Annotated in this window: 6 protein-coding genes; 3 read left to right on the top strand and 3 right to left on the bottom strand. The window is 67.8% G+C overall.

Annotated features, from left to right (window positions below):
* From DBR34_RS21530 to DBR34_RS16985, 3 genes are all read right to left on the bottom strand, one after another.
* Positions 1–622, bottom strand: a 622-nt coding sequence (locus DBR34_RS21530) for a hypothetical protein (RefSeq protein ID WP_181394056.1), incomplete at its 3' end; no start/stop codon positions are given.
* 208 nt (positions 623–830) lie between these two features.
* Positions 831–1,628 (bottom strand): hypothetical protein, encoded by a 798-nt coding sequence (locus tag DBR34_RS16980; protein WP_128097665.1) that lies wholly within the window; start codon positions 1,626–1,628, stop codon positions 831–833.
* A 155-nt stretch (positions 1,629–1,783) separates the two neighbouring features.
* Complete coding sequence (locus DBR34_RS16985; protein WP_128097666.1) at positions 1,784–3,043, bottom strand: 6-phosphofructokinase; 1,260 nt, start codon at positions 3,041–3,043, stop codon at positions 1,784–1,786.
* A 141-nt stretch (positions 3,044–3,184) separates the two neighbouring features.
* Between DBR34_RS16985 and DBR34_RS16990 the strand changes: the two genes are divergently transcribed.
* The 3 genes from DBR34_RS16990 to DBR34_RS17000 form a co-directional block, all read left to right on the top strand.
* Positions 3,185–3,748 carry an adenylate kinase gene (locus DBR34_RS16990; protein WP_038686440.1) on the top strand — a complete coding sequence of 188 codons (564 nt, stop codon included), beginning with the start codon at positions 3,185–3,187 and terminating at the stop codon, positions 3,746–3,748.
* 313 nt (positions 3,749–4,061) lie between these two features.
* A complete protein-coding gene (gene mpl, locus DBR34_RS16995) occupies positions 4,062–5,426 on the top strand; it encodes a UDP-N-acetylmuramate:L-alanyl-gamma-D-glutamyl-meso-diaminopimelate ligase (protein ID WP_128097667.1) in 1,365 nt (454 codons plus the stop codon).
* 19 nt (positions 5,427–5,445) lie between these two features.
* The coding region (locus DBR34_RS17000) for an LON peptidase substrate-binding domain-containing protein (RefSeq protein ID WP_128097673.1) at positions 5,446–6,004 on the top strand (559 nt) is incomplete at its 3' end.

Consider the following 6,004-nt stretch of genomic DNA (forward strand, 5'->3'; position numbering starts at 1 on the left):
AACGTGCGCCCAGCGCGGCGGTCACGTGTTTGAGCAGGCGCGCCTGGTCGGCATGCAGTGCCTCGCGGGTAGGCGGTTCACCGTCGTTGATGGTGTTGGCCGCACAGGCCAGATTCGACACGACCCGCTTGTTGGCGGTCTCCACCAGCATCACCTGCACGCTGTAGCCGACCCAGTACCGGCCCCACTGCGTGGCGAAGTAGGCGTAGTTCCAGCCGCCTGAGCGCACGTCCAGCACGTAGTCGGCATCGGCATGCAGTCTGGCCAGTTCGGCCGGCTTCACCGCCTTGGTCGGCGTGGCATCCAGCGGCAGCAGCTGCGCGCCGAACGCCTGTCCCAGCGCGCCCCCCAACTGGTCACGGACCAGCCCGGCCGGGTCGGCTACCCCGTTCTGCCGCACCAGCTCGTTGCCTGCGCTGGCCATCGCCGCTGCGCCGAACAGCGCAAACGACGCCTTGCCGGCGGTCATCGCCATGAACGACGGCGGTTCGTGCTGTGTCAGTGCCACCGTTTTTCCGCGCAGCGCTTCGGCATCCTGTGCCGACAGCGGGATCATCTTTTCCTTGCCTGCCGCCTGCCCGACAACGAGCAGCAGCGCGCCAACCCACACCATTCTGTGCATGGTTTCTTCCCCTGGTTGCATGAAGCGGGCGCACCCGTGCGCCCGCCGCCTGGCGACCCGGTGCAGTGCCGATGGCACCACCCCCACCCGGATCGTGTGCGGAGCATGAGGCCAGCCCCCGCAGGTCGTCCAGTACCCTGCGCGCCCATGAAAAAGCCCGGACGGCAGGGCCGGTCCGGGCTTGGGTATCACGCGACGCTGGCCGGGCTCAGTTGCCCTTGCAGCCCTTCAGCCACAGCACGCGGCCGATCTGGTCGTAATGGTCGACCACGCCGACCAGGGTGACCTTTTCCTTCGGGCGCAACGCCAGCGCGAAGGCGGCCTGGCTCGGTGCGAACGCGCAGGTGATGGCCACGCTTTCGAAGTCGATGCCACCGGAGCCGTTGGGCAGCTCGAAGCCGGTGTTGTAGGTGCCGCCGCTCTTGAGCACGCCGTTGACCCGGCCGGTGATCGAGTAGATCTTGCCCTTGTAGCGCGGCTCGATCGCGGCGGGGTTGTCCTTGTTCTGCGTGCGCAGCTGGAACCCGAAATCGCTGGCCGAAATGTTCACCGTGGAGGCCTTCGGCGTGGACGCGGCGAGCTGCTCGCCGGCCTTGCCGGGCTTTACCTGGGTGAGCATCTTGCACATCTCGGCGCGGATCGAATCGGCCTTGGCAAAGGCGCCGGGGTTGAGCTTGACCGTCATCGCCACGGTGCCGGTGCGGCCCTCGCTGGTGGCGCTGATGATGATCGGAATGGTCTTGTGCATCGCCGTCTGCGGATCTTCGATCAGCATCGCGCCGTTTTCCACGTCCGAGCTCAACACGTCCATGTTGTTGCCCTTGGCGATCACGTTCATCTGGCCGATCGCGCTCTTGACGGTCAGCTCCGGCACGGTCACCGAGGCGGTGTAGGTGGTGCCGGACAGGGGGTTGCCCTTCTTCTGGAAGCTGCTTTCGCAGGTATCGGCAAAGGCGGGCGCCGCTGCGGTGAGCAGCAGCAGGGAAACCAGGGTGTGGCGCTTCATCGGTACGGTCCTTGTCATCGCACGCAGGTGCGGAATGGGTTGCGGGTGCAAAAGCCCGCATGTCCTGCCGGCTCGGCGCGATTGTAGGGGGCGCCCCGGCGCGCCGCAATTGGCGGCGGGCGGCACGCCCACGGGCGCGCCACCCCCAGCGGCGCTCAGCCTTGCTGCCAGGCCGGCAGCTTCTTCTTCACGCCCACGTTCTTGAGCGTCACATACTTCGGCAGCCCATCGGCACCGTAGGGCAGGGGCGCCTCGCCCTTGATCAGCGGTGACAGGTAGGCGCGCGCCTTGGCCGTGATGCCGAAGCCGTCCTTGCGGATGAAGCCGGCCGGCATCTTCTTCTCGTGGTTGGCCACCTTGTGCAGGGGCGCGGCCTCGATCTTCCAGCGGTAGGGCGCGTCGCTGCTGCGCACGATCACTGGCATCACCGCGTTGTGGCCCTTCAGCGCGAACTGCACCGCCGCCTTGCCCACCGCCTGCGCCTGCTCCCAGTCGGTCCTGGAGGCAATGTGGCGCGCCGAGCGCTGCAGGTAGTCGGGCAGGGTCCAGTGCACCTTGTAGCCCAGCGTGTCCTTGACCCGCGCGGCCAGCTGCGAGGCCACGCCGCCCAGCTGGGTGTGGCCGAACGAATCCTTGCCGCCGCCGGCATCGGCGACGAACGTGCCGTCCGCGGTCTGGATGCCTTCGGAGGCCACCACCACGCAATGGCCCACGCGCTCGACCACCTGCTTGACCTTGGCCAGGAAGGCAGCCTCGTCGTAGGCGCGCTCGGGCAGCAGGATGATATGCGGGGCGTCGTCCGGGCCTTGCCCGGCCAGGCCGGCCGCCGCCGCCAGCCAGCCGGCATGGCGGCCCATGGCCTCATAGACGAACACCTTGGTCGAGGTTTCCGCCATGGCCGCCACGTCCAGCGCCGCCTCACGCACCGACACCGCGGTGTACTTGGCCGCCGAGCCGAAGCCCGGGCAGGTGTCGGTGACCGCCAGGTCGTTGTCGATGGTCTTGGGCACGCCGATGCAGGTGAGATCGTAATCGAAGGCCTTGGCCAGCTGGGAGACCTTCCAGGCGGTGTCGGCCGAGTCGTTGCCGCCGTTGTAGAGGAACCAGCGCACGTCGTGGGCCCTCAGGACCTCCAGCAGGCGTTCGTACTTGCCCCGGTCGGCCTCAAGCGACTTGAGCTTGTACCGGCAGGAGCCGAAGGCCCCGCCCGGGGTGTGGGCCAGCGCGGCGATCGCCGCCGCCGACTCCTTCGTGGTGTCGATCAGGTCTTCGCGGAGCGCGCCAAGAATGCCGTTGCGCGCGGCCAAGACCTTGATTCCCTTGGCCCGGGCGGTGCTGATCACCGCCGAGGCGGTGGCATTGATCACGGCGGTGACGCCGCCTGACTGGGCGTAGAGCAGGGTACCTTTGGACATCATTTCACCTGGGGGTGGGGGAAGGACATTGCAGAGACATTACCGGTATGGGGTAAAGTGCGCGTATTGCGGTGCAGCGTGATTGTGGACAATCCCGGGGCGCGCGCCCTTCCATTTTTTTACCAAGTTGGAGTCAGGTTGATGCGATTGGTTCTGTTGGGACCGCCCGGTTCGGGCAAGGGGACACAGGCGACGCGCCTGAAGGAACACCTGTCGATTGCGCACATTTCCACCGGCGACCTGCTGCGTGCCGAAGTGGCCGCGGGCACCGAGCTGGGCAAGCAGGCCAAGGCTGTGATGGATGCCGGCAACCTGGTGTCCGACGACATCCTGCTGGGCATGCTCGAATCGCGCCTGGGCCAGGCCGACGTGGCCAACGGCTTCATCCTCGATGGTTACCCGCGCAACGTGGCCCAGGCCAACGCGCTGGACACCCTGCTGGTGAAGATCGGTCAGCCGCTGGATGCGGTGGTGCAGCTGGACGTGCCGACCGAACTGCTGGTCGAGCGCATCGCCGGCCGCGCCGCCGAACAGGGCCGCGCCGACGACAACCCCGAATCGGTGCGCCAGCGCCTGCAGGTCTACAACGACCAGACCGCCCCGGTGGTCGATTTCTACGCCGGCCGCGGCACCCTGGCGCGCGTGGATGGCGTGGGTGAGCTGGACGACGTGGAAGCGCGCATCCGCGCGGCGATCCACGGCTGAAGCGATGGCGCTGCTTCGGTGGCGCCTGCCGGGCCTGTAAACGCACACGCCCGGCCCCAAGGGGCCAGGCGTGTGGTTTAAGGTGCCAGCGGACGGGCTTGCTCAGAGCCCCGCAGCATGAGCTCCCCTGGGGATGGCCTCTTGGGGAGTAGGACCAATGGGGTGCTGCGGCTGGCCACCTGAATTGTGTCTTTCTTCACACTACATCGCTATCGGGGATTCCCCGACACCGCGAGTATTTTTCCTACATGCATCTGGGCAATTGTCTGACGACAATATCCACAGTCGCAGGTGATCGGTCACAATCCACCGCATGAGCAAGATTCATATCCTTGGTATCGCCGGCACCTTCATGGGCGGCGTGGCCGCGCTGGCGCGGGAACTGGGCCATGCGGTGCATGGCAGCGACCAGGCGATCTATCCGCCGATGTCGACCCAGCTGGAACAGCTGGGCATCGCACTCGATCCGGGCTACCGGGCCAACAGTGTTGCCGCCGACTGCGATGAGGTGATCGTCGGCAATGCGCTGTCGCGCGGCAATCCGGCGGTGGAAGCGGTGCTCGATGCCGGCCAGCGCTACATTTCCGGTGCGCAGTGGTTGTCCGAACAGGTCCTGCCCGGGCGTGACACGCTGGCCGTGGCCGGTACCCACGGCAAGACCACCACCACCACCATCCTGACCTGGCTGCTGCAGGCGGCCGGGCGCGAGCCGGGCTTCCTGATCGGCGGCGTGGCCGAAGACTTCGGCGTGTCGGCGCGCCTGGGCAGCGGGCGAGAGTTCGTGGTCGAGGCCGACGAGTACGACACGGCGTTCTTCGACAAGCGCAGCAAGTTCGTGCACTACCGGCCGCTGGTGGCCATCCTCAACAACCTCGAATACGACCACGCCGACATCTTCCCGGACGTGGCCGCGATCCAGCGCCAGTTCCACCACCTGGTGCGCACCGTGCCCGCGCGCGGCCGCTTGATCGTCAATGGCGAGGATGCCTACCTGGCGCAGGTGCTGGCGATGGGCTGCTGGACCCCGGTGGAGCGCTTCGGCTTCGATCCGTCGCTGGAATGGCATGCCGAACTGGTCAACGCCGACGGCAGCGCGTTCGTGGTGCATCACCGCGGTGTGCGCGTAGGCGAGGTGCGCTGGCCCCTGCTGGGTCGCCACAACGTGCTCAACGGACTGGCCGCGCTGGCCGCCGCGCATGCGGTCGGGGTGGAACTGACGTCGGTGATCCCGGCGCTGGCCAACTTCCGCAGCGTCAAACGCCGCCTGGAAGTGATCGGGCAGGCGCATGACATCACTGTCTACGACGATTTCGCCCACCACCCCACCGCCATCCACACCACGCTGGAAGGGCTGCGTGCCAAGGTTGGTGCTGCACGCATCGTGGTGGCGATGGAACCGCGCAGCAACTCGATGCGGCTGGGCGCGCATGCCGAAGCGCTGGCGCCCTCGCTGGACCTGGCCGATGCGGTGGTGTTCCTGCACCGCCCGGAGCTGGCCTGGGATGCGGCCGGCGTGATCGCCGCGGTGCGTGGGCAGGCCCACGCCGTGCCCGATACCGATGCATTGCTGGCCCGCCTGGGCGAGATCGCAGCGCCCGGTGACCATGTCGTGTTCATGTCCAACGGCGGCTTCGACGGTGCGCCGCGGCGCTTCCTGGCGCAGCTGCAGCAGGGATGAGGCGGGCGCGCCCCAGGCCATGACCGAGACCGCTTCGCTGCCGTTGTTCCCGCTGCACGTGGTGCTGTTGCCTGGCGCCGCGCTGGGCCTGCGGGTGTTCGAACGCCGCTACCTGGACATGCTGCGCGAGTGCAGCCGGCAGGACACGAGTTTCGGCGTCTGCCTGATCCTGGACGGCGATGAAGTGGGGTCGCCGGCGGTGCCGGCCGCCTACGGCGTGGAAGCGCGCGTCGAGGATTTCGACGTGGGCGCCGACGGCGTGCTGGTCTTGCGCCTGCGTGGCCAGCGTCGTTTCCATGTGTTGCGCACGCGTATCCGCGACAACGGGCTGGTGCTGGCCGACGTGGAATGGGCCGCCCCCGACCACGACGACGAACTGCGCCCGGAACACGCGCTGCTGGCCACCGTGCTGGAACACATCATCGAACAGGCCGGCGCGGCCTTCGCCCCGACCCATCCGGCCCAGCTGGAGCAGGCCGCCTGGGTAGGCTGGCGCCTGGCCGAACTGCTGCCGCTGGACGAGCCGCAGCGCCTGCAGCTGCTGCAGCAGGACGACCCCCACCAGCGCCTGCAGCACC

The organism is Stenotrophomonas sp. HMWF003, from assembly GCF_003061285.1.
GTDB classification, from domain to species: Bacteria; Pseudomonadota; Gammaproteobacteria; order Xanthomonadales; family Xanthomonadaceae; genus Stenotrophomonas; species Stenotrophomonas maltophilia_AP.

Coding starts and splice junctions, on each gene's coding strand:
- DBR34_RS16980 (WP_128097665.1), bottom strand. CDS start 1,628: ATGAAGCGCCACACCCTGGTTTCCCTGCTGCTGCTCACCGCAGCGGCG.
- DBR34_RS16985 (WP_128097666.1), bottom strand. CDS start 3,043: ATGTCCAAAGGTACCCTGCTCTACGCCCAGTCAGGCGGCGTCACCGCC.
- DBR34_RS16990 (WP_038686440.1), top strand. CDS start 3,185: ATGCGATTGGTTCTGTTGGGACCGCCCGGTTCGGGCAAGGGGACACAG.
- mpl (WP_128097667.1), top strand. CDS start 4,062: ATGAGCAAGATTCATATCCTTGGTATCGCCGGCACCTTCATGGGCGGC.